This window comes from Leisingera sp. G5_S3_59_S7 (assembly GCF_054968485.1).
In genome coordinates this window covers 1-20,027 of record NZ_JBQKUH010000066.1, presented here as the reverse complement: position 1 = coordinate 20,027, position 20,027 = coordinate 1, and the positions used below count along the sequence as shown (strand labels likewise).

Genomic DNA, 20,027 nt, shown 5'->3' with positions numbered 1-20,027 from the left:
GGTCTCCCGCGGGCATCAACCATGCGCAGACCTGCGTTGCATTTATGCCTGCGGACGTGCGGTTTTTGCGTTTGATCGTAAATCCCCGGGCGGCGCACCTTGTTTCACCCCGGGCGGCCCTCTACATCGGCGCCATGAGATTTCACCTGCCTTTCCTGAAAAGACAGCCGCTGGTGGCGGTGGTGCGCCTGAATGGCGCCATCGGCATGCCCGGCCGCGGCTCGCTCAGCGATGCTGCGCTGACCCCGATCCTGGAACGTGCCTTCCGCAAGGGCAAACCTGCCGCGGTCGCGCTGGAGATCAACTCCCCCGGCGGCTCGCCGGTGCAAAGCTCGCTGATCGGAGCCCGCATCCGCCGCCTGGCTGAGGAACTGGATATCCCGGTCTATGCCTTCGTCGAGGACGTTGCGGCCTCGGGCGGCTACTGGCTGGCGGCCGCTGCGGATGAGATATGGGCTGACGCCAGCTCGGTGCTGGGCTCGGTCGGGGTGATCTCCGCCGGCTTTGGCGCCCATGTGCTGCTGGCCCGTCAGGGCGTGGAGCGCCGCGTCTATACCGCCGGCGAAAGCAAATCCATGCTGGACCCGTTCCGCCCGGAAAACCCCGAGGACGTGCAGCGCCTCAAGGTGATCCTGAACGACATCCACGCAAATTTCATCGACCATGTCACCGAACGCCGCGGCGCCAAGCTGAAATCGGACGAGAATCTGTTCACCGGAGAGATCTGGCTGGCGCGGCGGGCTGAAGAGCTGGGGCTGATCGACGGTATCGGTCACCTGAAACCCAAGATGCAGGAGCGTTATGGCGAGAAGGTCCGCTTCCGCCGCTACGGCCTGAAAAAGCCGTTCTGGAGCCGGTTCGGCATGCGGATGGCTCAGGACGCGCTGGCCGGGATCGAGGAACGTGCCGAATACGCGCGTTTCGGGCTCTGACGTGCTGTTCAAGATCGTTGCAATCTTTCTGGCGGTGATGGCGGTGCTTGCGATGTTCGGCAAGCTGCGGTTTCCCGGTCAGAAGCAAATCAATTCCAGGCGCTGCACGTCCTGCGGCCGCTTCAAGATCGGCAAGGGGCCGTGCGCCTGTAGAAAAGGGGATCGTGGCAAATGATGCCATGGCTGTATTCGGCGCTTGGTTTGGTGATTCTGCTGCTGGCGGGCGACGCGCTGGTGCGCGGCGCAGTGAACCTCAGCTTGCGGCTGGGGGTGCCTGCGCTGATCGTCAGTCTGACCATTGTGGCCTTTGGCACCTCAGCGCCGGAGCTGCTGATTGCAGTTAACGCGGTCTACGAGGATGCAGACGGCATCGCGATGGGCAATGTGGTCGGGTCCAACACCGCCAATATCCTGCTGGTGCTTGGCATCCCCGCGCTTTTGCGGGCGCTGCACACCAGCGAATGCAGCACGCGCAGGAACTATGTCTTCATGCTGGGCGCCTCGGTGCTGTTCATTGGTCTGGCCTTCAGCGGCACTTTCACCTTTTGGTCCGGCCTGATCCTGCTGACCGCACTGGCCGGGGTGCTGGGCGTGGCCTTCCGCGACGCGCGCAACCACCGCCGCAACGGTAATGGCAACGGCTGCGCCGCGGATACAGACCTGGAAGAGATCGAGGAAGCCGATCCGGACATGCCGTATTGGCGCGTCGGCATTTACCTGCTGCTGGGCCTGATCGGCCTGCCGCTGGGCGCCGACCTGCTGGTCGACAACGCCTCGATCATCGCGCGTCTTTACGGGATCAGCGAAACCGTGATCGGCCTGACCCTTGTGGCGGTTGGCACCTCGCTGCCGGAACTGGCCACCACCACGATGGCGGCACTGCGCCGTCAGGCGGATGTGGCGCTGGGCAACGTGATCGGCTCCAATATGTTCAACCTGCTGGCCATCATTGGCATTGCCACATTTGTCGGCCCGATCAGTGTCGACCCTGAGTTCCTGCAATTCGACCTTTGGGTGATGCTCTCCGCCTCGCTGCTGCTGATCCCTTTTGTGTTCTTCAAACAGGATATCACGCGGATCTGGGGAATTATCCTCAGCGCGCTCTATCTGGCGTATATGTCCGTCCTGTTCTAATTCTATGCCGGCAGCAGCAGGGGAGGCGCAGATGCGGGCATTGGTGACAGGAGCGGGCAGGCGGCTGGGCCGGGCAATGGCTTTGGAGCTGGCGGCGCGCGGCTATGATGTTGCCGTCCACTATGCAACCTCCGCCCAGGATGCCGAGGAGACTGCCGGTGGAATCCGCGCTCTGGGCCGCCAGGCGGCAGTGCTGCAGGCGGATCTTTTGGACGAGGCGCAGGCCCAGGCGCTGCTGTCCATGGCGGCGGCGGCATTGGGCGGGCCGGTAACCTGCCTGGTCAACAACGCCTCTGTGTTCGAGCACGACACGCTGGCCAGTGCCACACGGGACAGCTGGGACCGCCACCTGAACAGCAACCTGCGGGCCCCCTTCGTTCTGCTGCAGGCCATGGCGGCGCAGGATGTGCCGCTTGAGCAGGACCCAGGCGGAGAGCCGCGCGCCTGGGGGCTGGCAGTCAACATGATCGACCAGCGGGTGCGCAAGCTGACGCCTGAATTCATGAGCTACACCCTGGCCAAGTCTGCTCTGTGGACGCTGACCCGCACCGCGGCCCAGGCATTGGCGCCGCAGATCCGCGTCAATGCCATCGGCCCGGGTCCGACCCTGCAGGGGCCGCGGCAAACCGCAGGGCAATTTGCCCGCCAGCGCCAGGCCACGATTCTGCAGCGCGGCGCCGGAGAAGAGGACATCACCGCGGCGCTGGCCTATTTGCTGCAGGCAAAGGCGGTGACCGGCCAGATGATCTGCGTCGACGGCGGCCAGCACCTGGCTTGGCAGACCCCGGACAGCGACGGGCTGGAATGACGCAAACCGGGGTAAATCATTCCTCATTGCCGCAAGTTTTGCACCGGTACAGATGCCGTTACGGAAGCGTTACAAAAGTGCCTTTAGTTTCAGAACCTTGACAGGCCTGGTAAAAAATAAACCAATAAATCAGTACCTTAACAATGTGCCTAAATTATAGGCATCCGTCCGAAACCAGCCGGAAATAAGGAAAAACGCGGGATAGCCCAAACTTATCTCCGTAGTTATCCACAAGATCCGTGGATTTTCCCGCTCTTGATCCGGACAGGCAAACATTGCAGCCAAGGGCGGGGAATCATATGTCTGTGCGCATGAACGACCAGCCTGCCGAAACACCTCCGGATTCGCCCGCCTGCAAGCCCAGAACTGGCTATGCTGTGATCCAGGATTACGTGAAGACTCTGGACGCATCACCCGGGGTTTACCGGATGCTGGATGCGGACAGCCGGGTGCTCTATGTCGGCAAGGCGCGCAACCTAAAGGCGCGGGTGTCGAATTATACCCGGCCCGGAAACAGCCCGCGGATTGAGCGGATGATCGCGCTCACCGCCTCGATGATGTTCTTGACCACCCGGACAGAGACCGAGGCGCTGCTCTTGGAGCAGAATCTGATCAAGCAGCTGAAGCCCAAGTACAACGTGCTTTTGCGCGATGACAAAAGCTTCCCGAACATTCTGGTCGCCAAGGATCACGCCTTTCCCCAGATCAAGAAGCACCGCGGCGCCCGCAAGCAAAAGGGCAGCTACTTCGGCCCCTTTGCCAGCGCAGGTGCGGTGAACAGGACATTGAACCAGCTGCAAAAGGCGTTCCTTCTGCGCAATTGCTCGGATTCCATGTTCGAGACCCGCACGCGCCCCTGCCTGCAATATCAGATCAAACGCTGCACTGCGCCCTGCACCGGGCTGATTTCGGCAGAGGATTATGCTGTCAGCGTGCGCGATGCCGAACGCTTCCTGTCCGGGCGCTCCACTAAAATCCAGGAGGAGCTGGCGGAACAGATGATGGCCGCCTCCGAGGCGATGGAGTTCGAGCGCGCCGCCGCCTTACGCGACCGGATCAAGGCGCTGACCCAGGTGCAGACCTCGCAGGGCATCAACCCGCGCGGTGTGGCAGAGGCCGATGTGATCGGCCTGCATATGGACGGCGGCCAGGCTTGCGTGCAGGTCTTTTTCATCCGCGCCAATCAGAACTGGGGCAACCAGGATTTCTATCCGCGGGTGGATGCCGACAACAGCCCGGCTGAGATCATGGAGGCTTTCCTTGGCCAATTCTATGCCAACAAGGAGCCGCCGCGGCAGCTGATCCTGTCCGACGCAATTGAGAACGCCGACCTGATGGAGGCGGCGTTGAGCGAGACAGCGGACCGCAAGGTCGAGCTGCTGGTGCCCCAGCGCGGCGAGAAGACCGAACTGGTGGCCTTTGCCGTGCGTAACGCCCGCGAAAGCCTGGCCCGCCGCATGGCTGAAAGCGCGACCCAGGCAAAGCTGCTGCGCGGCCTGGCCGAGGCCTTTGGCCTGGAGGGCCCGCCGCACAGGATCGAGGTCTACGACAACTCACACATTCAGGGCACCAATGCGGTGGGCGGCATGATCGTAATGGGGCCGGAGGGCTTCATGAAAAACGCCTACCGCAAGTTCAACATCAAGGGCGACGATCTGGTGCCGGGCGATGACTTCGGGATGATGAAAGAGGTGCTGAACCGCCGCTTCTCGCGTCTCTTGAAAGAGGATCCGGACCGCGGCAAGGGCCTGTGGCCGGATCTCCTGCTGATCGACGGCGGCGCCGGGCAAGTCTCGGCCGTGGCAGAAATCATGGAGCAGCACGGCGTGCAGGATATCCCGATGGTGGGTGTCGCCAAAGGCGTGGACCGCGATCACGGCAAGGAGGAATTCTACCGCCCCGGTGCGCCTGCCTTTGCTCTGCAGCGCAATGATCCGGTGCTCTATTTCATCCAGCGGATGCGGGATGAGGCGCACCGGTTCGCCATCGGCACCCACCGCGCCAAACGCGCCAAGGCCGTCAGCGCCACACCGCTTGACGAGGTCCCCGGGGTTGGCGCCTCCCGCAAGCGTGCGCTGCTGGCCCATTTCGGCAGCGCCAAGGCGGTAAGCCGCGCAAACTTGGCTGACCTCAAGGCGGTGGAGGGCATCTCCGAGGCGCTGGCCGAACGCATCTACGACCACTTCCATGCCAGCAGTTGAGATAAGCCCTTGAAAACCGGAACCTTCCCTTGTTCATCTGGCCAAAAATATCCCCGCCGGAGGCATCCGGCCCCGCGGGGCGGATTTTTGTCTGCCATCCGCTTCCCACGCGCCAGCCAGCCGGATAATGTGCCCGCATGAAATGGAACCTGCCAAATATCCTCACCCTGCTGCGGCTCATCGCTGCGCCCGGCCTAGCGGTGATGTTCCTCTACTTTTCGCGGCCATATGCGGACTGGTTCGCTCTGCTTTTGTTCATCACCGCCGCGGTGACAGACTGGTTTGACGGCTACCTGGCCCGGGCCTGGAAGCAGGAGACCAAGATGGGCGCGATGCTGGACCCTATCGCCGACAAGGCGATGGTGGTTATCGCGCTGATGATCCTGGTCGGCTACTCGGCTGAGCACTGGACCCCTTGGCTGGTGCTGCCCGCCACGGTGATTCTGTTCCGCGAGGTGTTCGTCTCGGGTTTGCGCGAATACCTTGGCGACACCGCCGGCACGCTCAAGGTCACCAAGCTGGCCAAGTGGAAGACGACCGCTCAGATGCTCGCCATCGCCACGCTGTTCTCGCAAGGCATCTTCGAGCATTACCTGGTGATGTCGTCCTTTGGCATGGATGATCAGATCTACAGCCAGATCATTGCCGGCGAGCTTGAAGACCTGTTCGGGCTGCGATGGAAGGAGGCCGGGGTGTTCTGGACCGGCCGCATCGGGCTGTGGCTGCTATGGATTGCGGCAGCGCTGACCGCGCTCACCGGGCTGGATTACCTGCGCAAGGCAATGCCGCATCTGAAGGAGGCACATTGATGGACGTTCTGTATTTCGCTTGGGTGCGCGAACGCATCGGCCTGCCGCGCGAACAGGTGGAGACCTCTGCCGCCACGGTGGCAGATCTGGTCGAGGAACTGCGCGCGCGGGAAGAGCGTTATGCTGCTGCCTTTGCTGACCTCTCTGCCTTGCGGGTGGCGCTGGACCAGGAATTGTCGGATTTCGATGCGCCCCTGGCAGGGGTGCGCGAGGTGGCCTTTTTTCCGCCGATGACCGGGGGCTGACGCGATGCGGATTTCCGTCCAGAAAGCGCCGTTTGAGCTGGGGGCCGAAAGCGATGCCTTCGCCGCGGGTGTGGAGGGCGCGGGCGCGGTGGTGACTTTCACCGGCGTTGTCCGCGATGCCGATCAGGGGGGGCTTGCTGCGATGGAGATCGAGCATTACCCGGGCATGACCGAGAAGGCGCTGGCAGCCATCGCTGAAGAAGCTGTGAAACGCTGGTCGCTGGCGGATGCGCTGGTGATCCACCGCCACGGCCGCCTGGCCCCGGGTGAGCGCATCATGATGGTCGCCACCGCCGCCCGCCACCGCAAGGATGCGTTTGAGGCGGCGGAGTACCTGATGGACTACCTGAAATCCCGTGCTCCGTTCTGGAAGAAGGAAATCCTGGCCAGCGGCGGCTCGGACTGGGTGGCCGCCAAGGACGCCGACGAAGACGCCTTGAAGCGCTGGTGATCCGCGTATCCGGTGCAACCTGCGCAACCGTGTCGGGGGGGCTCCCTCCAGCTGTGCGATCCTCACAGATGATCTCCGTCTGTTGGGCCCGGCGCCGCGCTGACGCGCGGCGTTTTCATTCTGCAGAGAGGGCCTGAACGGTCAGGTCTGCCTATCCAGGCCTGTTCCAAGTTTGATTGAAGAATGGCGCGTCAGGGACAAGCGCGCATCGCGGCGCCTGCGGCCTCCTTGACCCGCCGGCGGTGCGAAGCGGCCAACGCCGCGCGTCAGCGCGGCCTGCAGGCGCGGGAGTGCCCCGTTCGACCGCTCAGTGCGGGATCTGGCCGCGCAGCTCTTCCGCCTCGCGGCGGGCCTCGCGCAGACCGTCCATCGCGGCGCGCAATTCGGCTTCGGTCTGGGTCAGCTGGTTGGTCAGCTCCGCCTCGCGCTGCTGCAGATAGGTGATCGCCTGGTCGCGGGTTTCCTCCGCCTCGTGCAGCTCCTGACTCATCCGGTCGAGGTCGGCTACATCGCTTTGCCTGACCCGGGTAAACCGGTGCACCAGCCAGTTGGCGAACCAGCCCAGGGCAAAGGCCGCAAACAGGATGATCGCGGTGGTGATGATGAACTCGGTCCTGTTCATTGCTCTGTAGTCTCCTGTGCGTCCTCTGAGCCGTCGGCGGCCTCTTCGCCGGTGCGGTCTTCACCGGTGCTGCCTCCAGGGCTTTCCGCCGAAGCAGCCGGGCGGATCAGCTTGAATTCGATGCGGCGGTTGGCCTCGCGGCCCTCCTCGGTGCCGTTATCGGCAATCGGGGTGCTTTCGCCATAGCCTTTGGCAGCAAAGGTCGAGGTCACCACCCGCCGCGCCCGCAGCTCGTTCAGCACCGATTGGGCCCGCGCCTGGCTGAGGTTCTGGTTCATCGCTTCTCGGCCCTGGCTGTCGGTGTGGCCCTGGATCTCCAGCCGCACCGGGCCGCAGCGGCCCAGGATTTCGGCGATCCGGTCCATGGTTCCGGCGCTGTCCGCCGCAATCGTGGCAGAGCCGGGCTCGAATGTGATCTTGCCTTCGCTCTGCGCGCTGGCCAGCTGCGCCTCGCACAGTTCCGGCGGCAATGGCTTGTCCTTGGGTTCCGGCGGCTTCTCGTAGGTGATGTCGAGCCCATAGGTCTCGGCCTCGCCCAGCTTGGCTGACAGGAAGCGGGCGATCTCCGCCGGCGCGTCCTTGCGGTAGCTCATGCCGCGCAGCTCCACGTTCCCGGGAGTCACCGTGACCGCGCCGCGCTGCAGATAGGACAGTGCTTCCAGACCCGCCAGCACCCGCACCGGCCAATCTGCGGGCAGGTTGGCGGCCACCCGCGCAGCGGTGTGGACGTTGCCGGAGCCGAAGCGTGCCTTGGCGTAGCTGTCCGCAACCTTGCGCAGTGCGGCATCGGACAGGCGTCCGCGCAGCTGCACCTGGCCCTCGGGGCTGAGGGTGGCGGTGAATTCCGGCACGCCGCCGGCATTCTGCGCCTCTGGCACCGGCAGCACCGCGTGCAAAGCAAAGACGCGGGGCAGGGCGCCTTCCAGCTCGCCCACCACGTGATCAAAGCGCGCGTCCGGTGTGCCTTCTGCCGCCACCAGCGTGATATCGGCATTGGCGATGGTGACAGAGCCGCCGCCCAGTTCCGCCAGGCCGGCAATGCTCAGCTCTGCCGCGCGGGCCCAGTTGGGCGAGGGCACGCCCATGCCGATCACGCAGTCCGCCTCGCCCTGCAGCCCGGCCTTGCGGGCGGCGGCCAGAATGCGGTCGCGGCTGTCCTCGCTTTCGGCGGAGCAGGCGTCGAACTCCGCGCTGTTGCCGTCCAGCAGGAAGCGCAGGGTGAACGGCGTGATCACCGGCCGCGGCGCGGCGATGTCCAGCGCCAGCCGCAATCCCGGCGGCGCACTTCGGCCCAGTTGCTCTTCCAGTTGCGCCTTGGCTTCCTCGCTGCCGGAGATGGCGGTCACCGAGACCTCCCCTGCCTCAACAGAAATCTTGGCGCGCGGCAGCAGTTTCAGCGCCTCCACCGCAAAATCCATTGCCTCCGGCCACCCTTCGGGAATGCCGTACTTCGCGGTTTCCAGGAAGTCGGCCACGTTTTCCGGCCCGGCCAGGCCCTCCAGCTCTTGGACCAGCGCGGCGCGACCGGAGCCTGCGGGGATCAGTCCGATAATGGAAATGCCGCCGTCATTGCGCAGGATTTCCGCCGAGAACCGCGGCGGCGCCAGGCCATCGGCAGGGGGCACTTCCATCCCGTCCACAATCCGGGCCGCGTCGACAACTGTGCCCACCAGCGATTTGACCGAAAACCGGGTGGCCTCATCGGGTGCGGTGCCTTCCAGCAGCACCTGCAGCCCGTCCGCCGTCACCTCGGCCCAGGTATAGCCGCCGCCGTCCAGTGCCTGGCGCACCCCGCTTTCGGTGCTCCGTTCCACTGCGGTCACGGCAAAGCCGGCGGCAACAAGGCTCAGCCCGGCTGCGGCGGCAAAGGCCAGGCCCGGGATCATCAGCTTAGACAAGCGCATATGGCGGCACATTCCCAGTTTGCGTTACAGGCTCTTACCCCGCACGGGGCTGCTGTTCAATCACACGAACATGGCCAGGACAAAGAAGATCAGCGGAATCAGGCCGGTATCGCGGTTGAGCCGGAACAGCTGCAGCAGCCGAGCATTATTTTCCGCGTCAAAGGCGCGCAGCTGCCAAGTCATGTGCCAGCCCATCGCCCAAGGCGCGGCCAGCGCGAGCACCAGCGCCAGCACAGAAGCGCTCTCCAGCATCGCGCCGATCACCGCCACTGCCATCAGGCAGACAAAGGCCACGATGAAACGGCGCAGCCACATCGGCGTTTGTGTCCCGAACAGCCGGGCGGTGGATTTCACCCCGATCAGAGCGTCGTCCTCGGTGTCCTGATGGGCATAGATGGTGTCATAAAAGAGAGTCCAGGCGATGCCGGCCAGATACAGCAGCACCGGCGGCCAGCTGAGAGAGCCGGTGTGCGCCACCCAGGCCAGCATGGCGCCCCAATTGAAGGCGAGGCCCAGAAACACTTGCGGCCACCAAGTGAACCGCTTGGCAAAGGGATAGACCGCGACCGGCAGCAGCGACAGGACGCCCATGGCGATGGCCGCCTGGTTGAAAGTCAGCAGAATCATCAGCCCCAAGAGGCACTGCAGCCCCATCCAGACCAGCGCGCCCTTGACCGTCACCTGGCCCGACGGAATGGGGCGCGAGCGCGTGCGCTCGACCTGGCCGTCGAAGTTGCGGTCGGTGATATCGTTCCAGGTGCAGCCCGCGCCGCGCATCAGCCAGGCGCCGGCGGCGCAGCCGATGGCGATCCACAGATCCTGCCAGTGCGGGCTTTGATCCGCCAGGACTGCCAGCGCCAGCCCCCACCAGCAGGGGATCAGCAACAGCCAGGTACCAATCGGCCGGTCAGCACGGGAGAGCCGCAGATAGGGCCGCGTCCATTCCGGCGCATGAGTGTCGACCCAGTTTCCGGTGACCGCATCCGCGACCTGACCCTCTGGCGCTGGCTTCTGGCCTTGCATATGTAGGACCCCATGAGTGCAAAAATCAGACTGTATGTAGAGCACCCCTTGGGGGCAGGGCAAACGGTTCCTTTGGACCGGGATCAGGCGCATTACCTGTTCGGGGTCATGCGGCTGACCGTTGGCGCCCCTGTGGCGCTGTTCAACGGCAAGGACGGCGAGTTCCTGGCCAAAGTTGCAGAGGCCGGCAAGCGCGGAGGCACGCTGGTCTGCCAGGAGCAGACCAGGCCCTTGCAGCTGCCGCCGGACCTGTGGCTGTTGTTTGCCCCGATCAAGAAGGCGCGCACCGATTTCATCGTTGAAAAGGCCGCGGAGATGGGTGCTGCGCGCATCCTGCCGGTGCAGACCGAGTTCACCAACTCGGAGCGTATCCGCCAGGACCGGCTGCAGGCCCATGCGGTCGAGGCGGCGGAACAATGCGGCGGCACCTATGTGCCGGAAGTGGCGGATTTGCAAAAACTCTCCCGCCTGCTGGACCAATGGCCGCAGGAGCGCCAGCTGATGTTCTGCGACGAGGCTGAGGTGGGCAATGCGCTGCAACTGGCCGCGGAGACGCAGAAGGGCGCGCCCTGGGCCATCCTGATCGGCCCCGAGGGCGGTTTTTCGGAGGCTGAGCGCAAGCGCCTGCACGCGCTGCCGCAATCCCATGTGGTCAGCCTTGGCCCCCGTATTCTGCGCGCAGATACCGCAGCGGTGGCGGCCATGACCCTGTGGCAGCAAGCGCTGGGGGACTGGTAATTGGGCCGTTTTGAGCGAATGCAGTTTTTTGCCCGTCCAGACAGCGCTGCCCGCCAGATGGAGCGTGTGCAGCTCCAGACACAGCTGAAATGGCCGGGGGGCGGCGTCAAGCTGGAGAGTGCTTTGAAAGTCTCAGAAGAGTCTTCGGTGTTCCGCGGCTACCGCGGCAGGGAACCAGTGGTGATAAAGAAATTCTGGGACCCCGGCACCCGGCGCGGCTATGTCGGCGGCACCGTGCAAGCGCTCCGCCGCTTTGAACGCCTTGGCGCGCACCCGGAATTCTCTGCAAACAGGTGTTTCGCCACTTCCGGCAAGCTGGGCCTTGTGGTGGTGAGCTTCGAATCCGGCGCACCGGTGAACAAGCTGCTCAAACAGCCCGCTGCAAACCGGCCGCAGATTCTGCGGCAGTGCTGTGCCTGGCAAAGCTGGGCGAGCCAGGGCAAAGTCGTCCGGGCCGCCCTGCCTGCGAACCGGTTTGCAGAAGAAATAAACGCCATTCTCGATACCTGCGCCCCGCACCCTGACGCAGCACTGCTGACGGAGCTGGGCAAGGAACTGCTGCGGTTGCTGGAGCTAATCGGGGACCAGCCAGCGGCGCGGACGCCCGGGCACCCCGATTTTGCCCCGCGTAACCTGATCCTGCGCCCGGATGGCGGGGTAGCTGCGATCGACATTCATCGCAGAGGCACCTTCTTCCGGTCCCGCCAAACAGCCATTTTCCTGGTATCCAAAGACTTTCAGAGCGCGGGCATAGATGGTCCGCTGCTTTACGGTTTGGACAGTGAAGAGATGAAGCAGTTTCTGGCCCAGGACACCGATTTCGAAGCAGAGAGCGATTCATTTCTGGTTTTCTTCATCGGACTGACACTTCTCAGAATGTATGCCAAAAATACGAAACGCGTGCGGCGCATGAAGCTGAGACACCGCCGTATCCAAGCTTATCTCGACGATGTTCGGCAGGGTAGAAGGATCAAGTCATGAGTTTCATCCGCCCCGAAGCCCGCACTGCCCTGTGGCAATGGCGCGAAGTCCTGGCCGCGGTACTGATGTTTCTGATCGGGCTGAAATGGGCGTTTTCCTCGGCCGGGTTCACGGCCATCACCGGCTGGGCCCTTGTCGCCACCGGTCTGGTGACCGCCGTGATCGGCGCCCAGCGGATGCGCTTCCGGCGCGGCACCGGCGGGCCAGGCGTGGTGCAGGTGGATGAGGGGCAGATTGCCTATTTCGGGCCGCTGACCGGCGGTGCCGTCGCCGCCTCCGAGCTGGAGCGGCTGGCGCTGGATCACTCCTGCAAGCCGCCGCACTGGCTGCTGGAGCAGCCCGGCCAGCCGCCGCTGGCGATCCCGGTGAACGCCGAAGGCTATGAGGCGCTGTTTGACGTCTTTGCCGCGCTGCCGGGCCTCAAAACCGAGCGCATGCTGACTGAGCTGCGCCGCAAGGGGGCTCACCAGGTCGTGATCTGGGAGCGCAATTCCAGCCGGCCCGAACATCTGCGCCTGCATTGACACTGGCGGCGATTCCGCCCACGACTGACCCTTCAACACAGACTTAACAGGACGGAGTGCCAGGCATGTCCATTCCCCAGTCCGGCGGCGGGCCGATCGAACGTCATGAGCAGCTTGCCGAGTATCTTGCCGACGGCTGCAAGCCCAAGGAAGCCTGGCGCATTGGCACCGAGCACGAGAAATTCGGTTACTGCAAGGATACGCTGAAACCGCTTCCCTATGCCGGCGAGCGGTCGATCCAGGCGGTGCTGGAAGGTCTGCGCGATGGTCACGGCTGGGCGCCGCTGATTGAGAGCGGCAACCTGATCGGCCTGACAAAAGGCGGCGCCAATATCAGCCTGGAGCCGGGCGGCCAGCTGGAACTGTCCGGCGCACCGCTGGAAACCATCCACGAGACCTGCGACGAGGTGAATGCCCACCTGCGCGACGTCAAGGACATCGCCGACAAGATCGGCGTCGGCTTCATCGGCCTGGGCGCAGCGCCTGTCTGGAAACACGAAGACATGCCGCTGATGCCCAAGGGCCGCTACAAGCTGATGGACGGCTACATGCAGGACGTCGGCACCATGGGCACCACCATGATGCGCCGCACCTGCACCGTTCAGGTGAACCTCGACTTCTCCTCCGAGGCCGACATGGTGCAGAAGCTGCGGGTGGCCCTGGCGCTGCAGCCCGTCGCCACCGCGCTGTTTGCCAATTCCCCCTTCCTGGATGGCAAGCCGAACGGCCACAAATCCTGGCGCTCCCGCGTCTGGCGCTCGCTGGATGCCGACCGCACCGGCATGCTGCCATTTGTGTTCGAGGAAGGCTTCGGGTTTGAAGCCTGGGTGCAATATGCGCTCGATGTACCGATGTACTTCGTCTACCGGAATGGTGAATATATCAACGCGCTGGGCATGTCCTTCCGCGACTTCCTGAAGGGCGAGCTGCCCGCGCTGCCGGGCGAAACCCCGACGCTCAGCGACTGGGCCGACCATCTGACCACCATTTTCCCCGAGGCCCGTATCAAGAAGTTCATCGAGATGCGCGGCGCCGACGGCGGCCCCTGGCGCCGCCTCTGCGCGCTGCCCGCCTTCTGGGTCGGCCTCACCTATGACCAAAGCGCGCTGGACGCGGCCTGGGATCTGGTCAAGGGCTGGGACGACGAGACCCGCGAAGAGCTGCGCGTGGCGGCTTCCGAACAGGGGCTGCAGGCCAAGGTGAACGGCATCAGAATGCATGAGCTGGCACGGGAAGTGGTGGCGATTTCGGAAAGCGGCCTCAAGGCGCGTCACAAGCCAGGCGCAGGCGGCCTTGTGCCGGATGAGACCCATTTCCTCAATGCGCTGAAGGACAGCCTTGAAACCGGCAAAGTCCCGGCAGATGAGCTGTTGGAGCGTTACCACGGCGCCTGGGACGGGGACCTCAGCCGCATTTACAGCGAATTCGCTTACTAAGACTGCAAGGGCCGCGTTCACGACGCGGCCTTTCGCTTTTCAGAGCTGCGCTCAGCTGTCCGGCTTGCCCAGCACCCGGCGCTGATACAGCTCCCGGACCTGCGCCTTGCGGGCGGCGTGCAGCTGCCTTTCCTCTTCCTCCGTGCGCTTGGTCAGATAGGCATAGCCCGCGTACGCATTCTCTGGGCGGCCGCGTGACCTGCGCGTGCGGGATGGCAGCGGGCTGGTGCCGTGGGCGTTCTCGCCGCGCTGCGAGGGCAGCAGCATGAAATAGAGATGCAGCAACAGCGCGATGAACGGCCCCAGCGCGATTAACGTAAACTGGAACAGAAATTGAAACCCGAGGAGGGGATCGTGCGCTGTCAGTGCGCCGGTCTGATCGAGCACGCCGCCTGGATCGGCCTGCGCGGCAACGCCCAGCAGTGTGGTCAGAATGGCGTCCCAGTCCAGTGAATTGGCGATAGCTGCAAGATTGAACAGCGCCTCCCAGAAGCTGCCGGACAGGGAGGCCGTCACCGCCCCGGCAACCATCAGACCGGGGCCAAGGCCGCTTGGATCACTCATCGGAATTGCTGTCAGCAGGCCAACGCTCAACACCAGCCCCAGCGAGACCGCAGTGAACGGCAGCTTGGCCCATTTTCCGCTGCGCCCGGCATCATGCAGCCTGCGCACGGTCAGCGACAGGCGCGGGACAAAGGTGAACAGGAACAACGCGAGCGAACCATAGTGGAAGGGGTTCAGGGGCGGCACGTCACGCTGCAGAAGGTGCCCCCAGATCTCGGCGGCATCGCCAGGCAGCATCAGGAAAATGAACAGCCAGATCAGGGGGATTACGCACCAGTACTCGAAACGGGTGGCGCGGCCATCAAAGTCGAGAAACTTGAAAGCAAAGTTTTCATAGGCGGATGAAATGCGGGAAATCATTGGAAACCTGCTGTGAAATAATCTCCCTGGAGTTGCGCGGCAACTGCGGCGGAATTGGGACCCGGGCAGGGCAGGCCCGTGGTATCATCCGCAGACGGCCAAAGAAAAACCGGCGGCAGGGTGTCCTGCCGCCGGCTGCTCGCCTGTGAGTGGTGGCTTGAGCCCTACTGAGCCTGCAGTTCCGCCGGATCCTTGTCGGCGATGCCGTCCCAATTGGCGTCGGCTTTGTCGATAAACCCGGGAATGTCGCCTTCCCAGCGGGTCTGAATATCTTTTGCCAAGTTCAAATACAGTTTGTCGTCGACGATCTTCCACAGGGTCGGGTCGCCATCGAACTTGAAGCCCATGGCCGCACCAAAGGCGCAGTAGCCGCCGTATTCCGGCAGGTAGGCTTCGGGGTTCTTTTCAAATTCGGCTTTGTTCTCTTCGGAGGCAAAGCGGTACAGCGCATCGTTGTGCATGGCGGTGATTTTCCAGTTGCCCGGAGTCGGCTCCCCGACCGTGAAATAGGCCACCGGGTCATAGCCCTGCAGCGCCAGACCGGTGGAGGATGCGTTGATCTCGACCCCCGCCGCCAGGGCTGAGGTGGCCATCGCAACCGACAGTGCCACACCGCTGATCAGTGCTTTTACTTTGTTCATGGTCCCGTCCTTTCAAATCCTGGCCGCGGCGTCTCCAAATGCTTGCCCGGCCGGTGTTTCACCATGTGCTCCGCTAAATGCTGCGGGTCACGGCACCGATGTGGAGAGCCGGGCGATCACGTTCAAAACAACTCAATTTGACTGTGCACCGGGCGGCAGCGGGATGTGCATTCCTGCGCAGAACGGGTGACAGGCCGCGATACGGCGGGCAGGGTAGGGGCAGGCAACCCGGAGGCAACCATGACATACCCATTCCCCGCCCGCCGCCCGCTGATCGGCGGGCTGGCCGCGATCCTGATAGCAGCGGCAGTGCCGGTCAGCGCGCAAGGCATCACCGGCAGCTACAGCGCCGAGGGCCGCAACCCGGACGGCAGCAGCTATTCCGGCACCGTGCAGATCCGCGACAACGGCGGTGTGGTCGAGATGCAATGGCAGGTCGGCTCCCAAGCCTATACCGGCAGCGGCACCCGCAATGGCGATGTGGTTTGGGTGAACTGGGGCGACACCTATCCGGTGGTCTATGTGCGGATGCCCAGCGGCGAGCTACATGGCACCTGGTCCAACGGCCGGGCGCTGGAGCGTCTTATTCCATAACTTTCAGATCAAGAACGAAGCGGATTACCGCCTCTGCAGGCATCTCGCAGGGCTTCAGCCGCGCGCCTGAGGCCAGCCGGTAGAGGTTGAGGCTGATGTAATCGCTGCCGCCCAGTTCGTGCGCCACCAGCTTCTGCGCCTTGCCCGCGGCCAGATCCTGGCGGATGACTGCGTATTTACGGCCATTGGCAAGACCGGTGAAGGCGCCAGCCGGCAGCGCGTCAAAAGCTGCAAGAAAGGCTTGCAGCTCCGTGCCGGTCACTTTTGCCCGATCCGGGGTTCAGTGCCCGCCCGCAGCCGGGCGATATTCGCCGAATGGCGGACAAGGACAATTGCCGCCAGCAGTACTGACAGGGCAATAACCGGCTGATATCCCAGGCCGAACGCCCAGACCGGCGCCGCCAGGGCTGAGACCAGCGCAGCCATCGAGGAAATGCGGCTGGCCGCCGCCGCCGCCAGCCAGGTCAGGCAGCAGGCGATGCCGACAGGCCAGGCCAGTGCCAGCAGCAGGCCCAGGAATGTGGCCACGCCCTTGCCGCCCTTAAACCCCAGCCAGACCGGGAAGCAGTGCCCGAGGAAGGCCATCAGACCCGCCATCTGCGCCGCATCCTCGGCGGCCAGAAAACGGGCCAGCAGCACAGCCGCCGCGCCCTTGCCGCCATCCAGGAGCAGCGTCAGTGCCGCGGCGGCCTTGCTGCCGGTGCGCAGCACGTTGGTGGTGCCGATATTGCCCGACCCGATCTGGCGCAGGTTGCCAAGGCCGAAGGCCCTGGTCACAACCAGCCCGAACGGCACGGAACCGAGGCCGTAGCCAATTACCGCCCACAGGATCAGAACGGCGGCAGAGCTTTCAAGTACTGGCATCAATCCCTCCGGTAAACGGGCTCACCGGCCACGTAAGTGGCCTCGACCCGGCCCTGCATCCGCTGGCCGTCGTAAGGCGTGTTCTGCGACTTCGAGCGCAGTTTGAAACGGTCCAGCACAAAGGGCACATCCGGGTCGAACAGCACCAGATCCGCAGGCGCGCCCTCGGCGAGGCGGCCGCTCTCCAGCCCCAGCCGTTTCGCCGGGTTCAGCGACATGGCGCGGAACAGGGTTGGCAGGTCCAGCAGTTCCGCATGGTACAGCCGCAGCGCCGCAGGCAGCAGCGTCTCCAGCGCCACTGCGCCGGCCGCGGCCTCCTCAAAGGGCAAGCGTTTGCTTTCCTCATCCTGCGGCGTGTGCATGGAGCTGATGATGTCGATCAGCCCGGTCCGCACGGCCTCCACCACCGCCAGCCGGTCGTCCTCGGAGCGCAGCGGCGGCTTCACCTTGAAGAAGCTGCGGTAGCCTGCCACGTCCAGCTCGTTCAGCGTCAGATGATGCACCGAGGTACCCGCGGTGATGTCGAGCCCGTTGTTCTTGGCGCGCTCCAGCGCGGGCAGGGCCCGGGCTGTGGTGATCTGGTCGGCGTGGTATTTCGCGCCGGTCATTTCCAGCAGCGCAATGTCTCGGTCCAGCCCCATCCGCTCTGCCATCGGCGAGACCGAGGGCAGGCCATAGAGCGCGGCGAACTTGCCGCTGGTGGCGGCCGCGCCTTTGCTGAGCCCCGGCTCTTGCGGGTGGGCGATGACCAGGGCGCCGCAGGACCGCGCATAGGTCAGCGCGCGCTGAAACACCTTGGTGTTCTGCACCACGTGGTCGCAATCACAAAAGGCCACGGCGCCGGCATCCATCAGGAAGCCGATCTCGGTCATTTCGCGGCCTTCGCGCCCCTTGGTCAGCGCCGCCATCGGCAGCACGTTCACCGGCGTGTCGGCCTGGGCGCGGCGGGTGACAAATTCCAGCGTTTCCGGGCTGTCAATCGCGGGCGTGGTGTCCGGGCGGGTCACGATCGTGGTGACGCCGCCAGCGGCAGCCGCCAGCCCCGCGGATTTATAGCTTTCCTTGTGCCGCTCGCCCGGCTCGCAGACTTTGACGCCGATGTCGACGATCCCCGGCGCCAGGCATTTGCCGCCGCAGTCCACCTGGGCCACGCCGTCCTGGCTGATGTTACGGGCGCTCAGCAGCGACGCGGCATCGGCGCCATTCTTTTCGACCGCCGCGATCCGCCCGTTCTGCACCAGAACCATGCCCGGTGCGTCGCTGCCATGCTCCGGGTCGATCAGGCGGGCGTTGGTGAAGAGAGTGCTCATGCCTTGGCTCTTTCAATTGCGTTGAGGGTCACGGCCGGGTCGGCCTGGTATTTGATCAAGTGCTTGTCGCCGTCCTTAGTGACCACCTGCACATAGCTGCCCATGGTTTTGACAGCCTCGATTTGCGTGACCGGAACCGAACGCCCTGCGGGGCCGGAGAGAGCTTCCCGGGTCAAGGTCCAGACCACCGCCAGTTCCTCGCTGGCCATGTACCAGCCGCGCAGGGCGACGGCCGCAAGACCGCCGATGGCGCCGGTCCAGATGTGCGGGCTGCCCATGATCCACAGCACCGCCATGGCGCCGCCCATGCCGATGGCCGCCATCCAGGCGTGGGCGCGGATATAGGCGCCGCGGTCGGGTTTGAATTCGCGTGCTGCCATCAGGTCACAAGCACCCAGACCAGCAGCGCAATCAGCAGCATGACCACGGTGAACAGAACAGCCCCGATGCGGCGGGACTGGGACCGCGCCGCGCGCGGCGGTAGTTTCGGTGCGGAATAGGGCTTGGCGCTCTCGGCCGTTTCGGGCGGCGCGCTCCAGTTGGTCTGACGTTCGCCATAGGTGCCGATCAGTCGGATCTGATCCGCCGGAGTTAGCCGCGTCTCCTTGCCGTCAAAGGCGCGGGAGCGGATCAGCAGCACATGGCCCTCCTGCGCCTGCAACAGCTCCCGGTCTTCCTCAACCTGCGCGCGCGGCACGCCGCAGCCTTCGGTCAGGTAGCCGGTCAGGCCGATGTCCTCCAGATCGGAGACCGGGAAGATTTCCACCTGCTCCATGTCGAGCGTCTCGATCCCCAGCACCTGAGCCAGCGCGCCGGGCTCCTTCAGGAAGGCCGCCTGCTCGGGCCGCATGCCGAGCGCAAACAGCCGGATCACACCACGCTCGCCTGCCGGGATATGGATCACACCGTCCATGCCGCTCATCCGGCCTTGGCCTGACGCTCAGCGCGCAGGTTTCGCGCCAGCAGGTCCATCGCCGCCATCCGCACCGCGACGCCCATCTCGACCTGCTCCTGAATGACCGAGCGGTTGATGTCGTCGGCCAGCGTGCCGTCGATTTCCACTCCGCGGTTCATCGGGCCGGGGTGCATGACGATGGCGTCGGGCTTGGCCAGCGCCAGTTTCTCAGCGTCCAGCCCGTAGCGATGGTAATACTCGCGCTCCGACGGGATGAAGCCGCCGTCCATACGCTCCTTCTGAAGGCGCAGCATCATGACGACATCGACGTCCTTCAGTCCCTCGCGCATGTCGTCATAAATCTCGGCGCCAAACTCGGCGAACTGGCCGGGCACCAGCGTCGGCGGGCCGATCAGGCGGATGCGGTTTTCCATCTTGCCCAGCAGGATCAAGTTTGAGCGGGCGACGCGTGAATGGGCGATGTCACCGCAGATGGCGATGTTCAGCCGGTGCAGGCGGCCCTTGGAGCGGCGGATGGTCAGCGCGTCCAGCAAGGCCTGGGTCGGGTGTTCATGCTTGCCGTCGCCCGCGTTCAGCACCGCGCAGTTTACCTTCTGGGCTAGCAAATCCACCGCGCCGGAATGCGGGTGGCGCACCACCAGCAGGTCCGGATGCATTGCATTCAGCGTCATCGCGGTGTCGATCAGGGTCTCGCCCTTTTTGATCGACGAAGCCTGCATCGCCATGTTCATCACATCGGCGCCCAGCCGCTTGCCCGCCAGCTCGAACGAGGCCTGCGTGCGGGTCGAATTTTCGAAGAACATGTTGATCTGAGTGAGGCCGGCCAGCACGTCGGAGTGCTTCTCGGGGCGGCGGTTCAGCGCCACATAGTCGTCGGCCAGATCGAGGATCGCGGTGATCTCATGCGGCTTCAGCGGTTCGATGCCAAGCAGGTGGCGGTGTTCGAAGGACATAAGGGGCGGCTCCGCTT

Annotated in this window: 24 protein-coding genes; 13 read left to right on the top strand and 11 right to left on the bottom strand. The window is 64.3% G+C overall.

What is annotated here, in order from left to right:
* The first annotated feature begins 134 nt into the window (after window positions 1-134).
* The 8 genes from ACTRWG_RS20160 to ACTRWG_RS20125 all read left to right on the top strand — a co-directional run bounded on the left by ACTRWG_RS20160 (window position 135) and on the right by ACTRWG_RS20125 (window position 6,580).
* Window positions 135-932 (top strand): S49 family peptidase, encoded by a 798-nt coding sequence (locus ACTRWG_RS20160; RefSeq protein WP_027235193.1) that lies wholly within the window; start codon window positions 135-137, stop codon window positions 930-932.
* A gap of 1 nt (window position 933) precedes the next feature.
* On the top strand, window positions 934-1,107 hold the full coding sequence (locus ACTRWG_RS20155) for a hypothetical protein (protein WP_027235192.1): 174 nt from the start codon (window positions 934-936) through the stop codon (window positions 1,105-1,107).
* Window positions 1,104-2,066, top strand: coding sequence for a calcium/sodium antiporter (locus ACTRWG_RS20150; protein WP_027235191.1), 963 nt, complete (start codon window positions 1,104-1,106; stop codon window positions 2,064-2,066). The genes ACTRWG_RS20155 and ACTRWG_RS20150 overlap by 4 nt, the downstream gene beginning before the upstream one ends.
* Before the next feature lie 4 nt (window positions 2,067-2,070).
* A complete protein-coding gene (locus ACTRWG_RS20145) occupies window positions 2,071-2,874 on the top strand; it encodes an SDR family oxidoreductase (RefSeq protein WP_084299512.1) in 804 nt (267 codons plus the stop codon).
* 311 nt (window positions 2,875-3,185) lie between these two features.
* Entirely contained in the window at window positions 3,186-5,075 is a 1,890-nt protein-coding gene (gene uvrC, locus ACTRWG_RS20140; RefSeq protein ID WP_462829842.1) for an excinuclease ABC subunit UvrC, read from the top strand.
* A gap of 137 nt (window positions 5,076-5,212) precedes the next feature.
* Window positions 5,213-5,884: a CDP-diacylglycerol--glycerol-3-phosphate 3-phosphatidyltransferase gene (gene pgsA, locus ACTRWG_RS20135; RefSeq protein ID WP_027235188.1), complete on the top strand. Its 672-nt coding sequence runs from the start codon at window positions 5,213-5,215 to the stop codon at window positions 5,882-5,884.
* Entirely contained in the window at window positions 5,884-6,129 is a 246-nt protein-coding gene (moaD, locus tag ACTRWG_RS20130; RefSeq protein WP_027235187.1) for a molybdopterin converting factor subunit 1, read from the top strand. Before pgsA ends, moaD begins: the two co-directional genes overlap by 1 nt.
* Window positions 6,130-6,133: 4 nt before the next feature.
* Entirely contained in the window at window positions 6,134-6,580 is a 447-nt protein-coding gene (locus ACTRWG_RS20125) for a molybdenum cofactor biosynthesis protein MoaE (protein ID WP_027235186.1), read from the top strand.
* A 307-nt stretch (window positions 6,581-6,887) separates the two neighbouring features.
* On the opposite strand, the gene ACTRWG_RS20120 is transcribed toward ACTRWG_RS20125, so the two are convergent.
* The 3 genes from ACTRWG_RS20120 to ubiA are packed head-to-tail and all read right to left on the bottom strand — an operon-like array spanning window position 6,888 to window position 10,129.
* Window positions 6,888-7,202, bottom strand: coding sequence for a hypothetical protein (locus tag ACTRWG_RS20120; RefSeq protein WP_027235185.1), 315 nt, complete (start codon window positions 7,200-7,202; stop codon window positions 6,888-6,890).
* Window positions 7,199-9,106, bottom strand: a complete 1,908-nt coding sequence (locus ACTRWG_RS20115; RefSeq protein ID WP_027235184.1) for an OmpA family protein — start codon at window positions 9,104-9,106, stop codon at window positions 7,199-7,201. The genes ACTRWG_RS20120 and ACTRWG_RS20115 overlap by 4 nt, the downstream gene beginning before the upstream one ends.
* A 60-nt stretch (window positions 9,107-9,166) precedes the next feature.
* On the bottom strand, window positions 9,167-10,129 hold the full coding sequence (ubiA, locus tag ACTRWG_RS20110) for a 4-hydroxybenzoate octaprenyltransferase (protein ID WP_027235183.1): 963 nt from the start codon (window positions 10,127-10,129) through the stop codon (window positions 9,167-9,169).
* 12 nt (window positions 10,130-10,141) lie between these two features.
* On the opposite strand from ubiA, the gene ACTRWG_RS20105 reads away from it, so the two are divergent.
* The 4 genes from ACTRWG_RS20105 to ACTRWG_RS20090 all read left to right on the top strand — a co-directional run bounded on the left by ACTRWG_RS20105 (window position 10,142) and on the right by ACTRWG_RS20090 (window position 13,808).
* Window positions 10,142-10,867, top strand: a complete 726-nt coding sequence (locus ACTRWG_RS20105; RefSeq protein ID WP_027235182.1) for a 16S rRNA (uracil(1498)-N(3))-methyltransferase — start codon at window positions 10,142-10,144, stop codon at window positions 10,865-10,867.
* 18 nt (window positions 10,868-10,885) lie between these two features.
* Window positions 10,886-11,848 (top strand): hypothetical protein, encoded by a 963-nt coding sequence (locus ACTRWG_RS20100; RefSeq protein WP_027235181.1) that lies wholly within the window; start codon window positions 10,886-10,888, stop codon window positions 11,846-11,848.
* Entirely contained in the window at window positions 11,845-12,372 is a 528-nt protein-coding gene (locus tag ACTRWG_RS20095; protein WP_027235180.1) for a hypothetical protein, read from the top strand. The genes ACTRWG_RS20100 and ACTRWG_RS20095 overlap by 4 nt, the downstream gene beginning before the upstream one ends.
* A gap of 65 nt (window positions 12,373-12,437) precedes the next feature.
* On the top strand, window positions 12,438-13,808 hold the full coding sequence (locus ACTRWG_RS20090) for a glutamate--cysteine ligase (RefSeq protein ID WP_027235179.1): 1,371 nt from the start codon (window positions 12,438-12,440) through the stop codon (window positions 13,806-13,808).
* 51 nt (window positions 13,809-13,859) lie between these two features.
* Here ACTRWG_RS20090 and ACTRWG_RS20085 read toward each other — a convergent pair whose 3' ends face one another.
* Together ACTRWG_RS20085 and ACTRWG_RS20080 are read right to left on the bottom strand one after the other, a co-directional pair.
* Entirely contained in the window at window positions 13,860-14,732 is an 873-nt protein-coding gene (locus ACTRWG_RS20085; RefSeq protein WP_051357767.1) for a DUF805 domain-containing protein, read from the bottom strand.
* 164 nt (window positions 14,733-14,896) lie between these two features.
* Window positions 14,897-15,373, bottom strand: a complete 477-nt coding sequence (locus ACTRWG_RS20080; protein ID WP_027235178.1) for a YHS domain-containing (seleno)protein — start codon at window positions 15,371-15,373, stop codon at window positions 14,897-14,899.
* A 240-nt stretch (window positions 15,374-15,613) separates the two neighbouring features.
* Here ACTRWG_RS20080 and lfb1 point away from each other — a divergent pair, with 240 nt between their 5' ends.
* Entirely contained in the window at window positions 15,614-15,967 is a 354-nt protein-coding gene (gene lfb1 / locus ACTRWG_RS20075; protein WP_027235177.1) for an LIC10280 family protein, read from the top strand.
* Here the strand turns inward: lfb1 and ACTRWG_RS20070 are convergent.
* Genes ACTRWG_RS20070 through ACTRWG_RS20045 form a run of 6 tightly spaced genes read right to left on the bottom strand, consistent with a single transcriptional unit; the run spans window position 15,957 to window position 20,010 of the window.
* Complete coding sequence (locus tag ACTRWG_RS20070) at window positions 15,957-16,229, bottom strand: hypothetical protein (RefSeq protein WP_027235176.1); 273 nt, start codon at window positions 16,227-16,229, stop codon at window positions 15,957-15,959. The genes lfb1 and ACTRWG_RS20070 overlap by 11 nt on opposite strands.
* Window positions 16,226-16,831 carry a glycerol-3-phosphate 1-O-acyltransferase PlsY gene (plsY, locus tag ACTRWG_RS20065; protein ID WP_027235175.1) on the bottom strand — a complete coding sequence of 202 codons (606 nt, stop codon included), beginning with the start codon at window positions 16,829-16,831 and terminating at the stop codon, window positions 16,226-16,228. The genes ACTRWG_RS20070 and plsY overlap by 4 nt, the downstream gene beginning before the upstream one ends.
* The gene (pyrC, locus tag ACTRWG_RS20060) at window positions 16,831-18,141 is read right to left on the bottom strand and encodes a dihydroorotase (protein WP_027235174.1); all 1,311 of its coding nucleotides are present in this window, start codon (window positions 18,139-18,141) and stop codon (window positions 16,831-16,833) included. Before pyrC ends, plsY begins: the two co-directional genes overlap by 1 nt.
* Window positions 18,138-18,521 carry a hypothetical protein gene (locus ACTRWG_RS20055; protein WP_027235173.1) on the bottom strand — a complete coding sequence of 128 codons (384 nt, stop codon included), beginning with the start codon at window positions 18,519-18,521 and terminating at the stop codon, window positions 18,138-18,140. Before ACTRWG_RS20055 ends, pyrC begins: the two co-directional genes overlap by 4 nt.
* Window positions 18,521-19,054, bottom strand: a complete 534-nt coding sequence (locus ACTRWG_RS20050) for a hypothetical protein (protein ID WP_027235172.1) — start codon at window positions 19,052-19,054, stop codon at window positions 18,521-18,523. Before ACTRWG_RS20050 ends, ACTRWG_RS20055 begins: the two co-directional genes overlap by 1 nt.
* A gap of 5 nt (window positions 19,055-19,059) precedes the next feature.
* A complete protein-coding gene (locus tag ACTRWG_RS20045; protein WP_027235171.1) occupies window positions 19,060-20,010 on the bottom strand; it encodes an aspartate carbamoyltransferase catalytic subunit in 951 nt (316 codons plus the stop codon).
* Window positions 20,011-20,027 lie beyond the last annotated feature (17 nt).